The organism is Neisseria sp. P0016.S008 (assembly GCF_051957775.1).
GTDB lineage: Bacteria > Pseudomonadota > Gammaproteobacteria > Burkholderiales > Neisseriaceae > Neisseria > Neisseria flavescens_B.
The window spans coordinates 1-482 of the sequence record NZ_JBQCWB010000025.1; the positions used below are offsets into that span (position 1 = coordinate 1).

Sequence of the window (482 nt, forward strand, 5' to 3'; positions counted from 1 at the left end):
AAGTATTGTTCCACTTGTGGATTTTTGATCACATCGTTACATAAGAATGTCGGCAGACGGGTCAAACCGATGAACTCATTGAGTTTGTGGAAGTGCATATACAACGCATCCACACCTTTACCTTCAAAGAAATCGCCTTCGCGGGTGAAGGCTTCAATCGGCGCATTCCAAGTAAGCGAAAGCATGTGTTTTCTGCCTTGTAATAAGCCACCTGTGCCGTAGCCTTCAGTTGGGTTAACACGATGACGACCATCACTGTGGTAAAGCTTGCCGTGTCCGGCAGTTAATACTTCGTCTATGTATTTTTTCACTGTCCAAGGTTCGTGCATCCACCAACCTGGCATTTGCCAAATCACGGCATCCATCCACAAGAATTTTTCAATTTCTGCTTCAACATCATAGCCGGCATCAATCACGGTTTCTTTTACATCATGTCCAAGTGCGGTCAAAACTTCTTTCGCTTTTTTGTGAAGCGTGTGATT

1 protein-coding gene is annotated in these 482 nt (G+C 44.4%); it reads right to left on the reverse strand.

Translation table 11 applies throughout. From position 1 onward, the window contains the following. Positions 1–482: NAD(P)H-dependent oxidoreductase (locus tag ACTHS8_RS10825; protein ID WP_440373712.1), on the reverse strand; the 482-nt coding region annotated here is incomplete at both ends.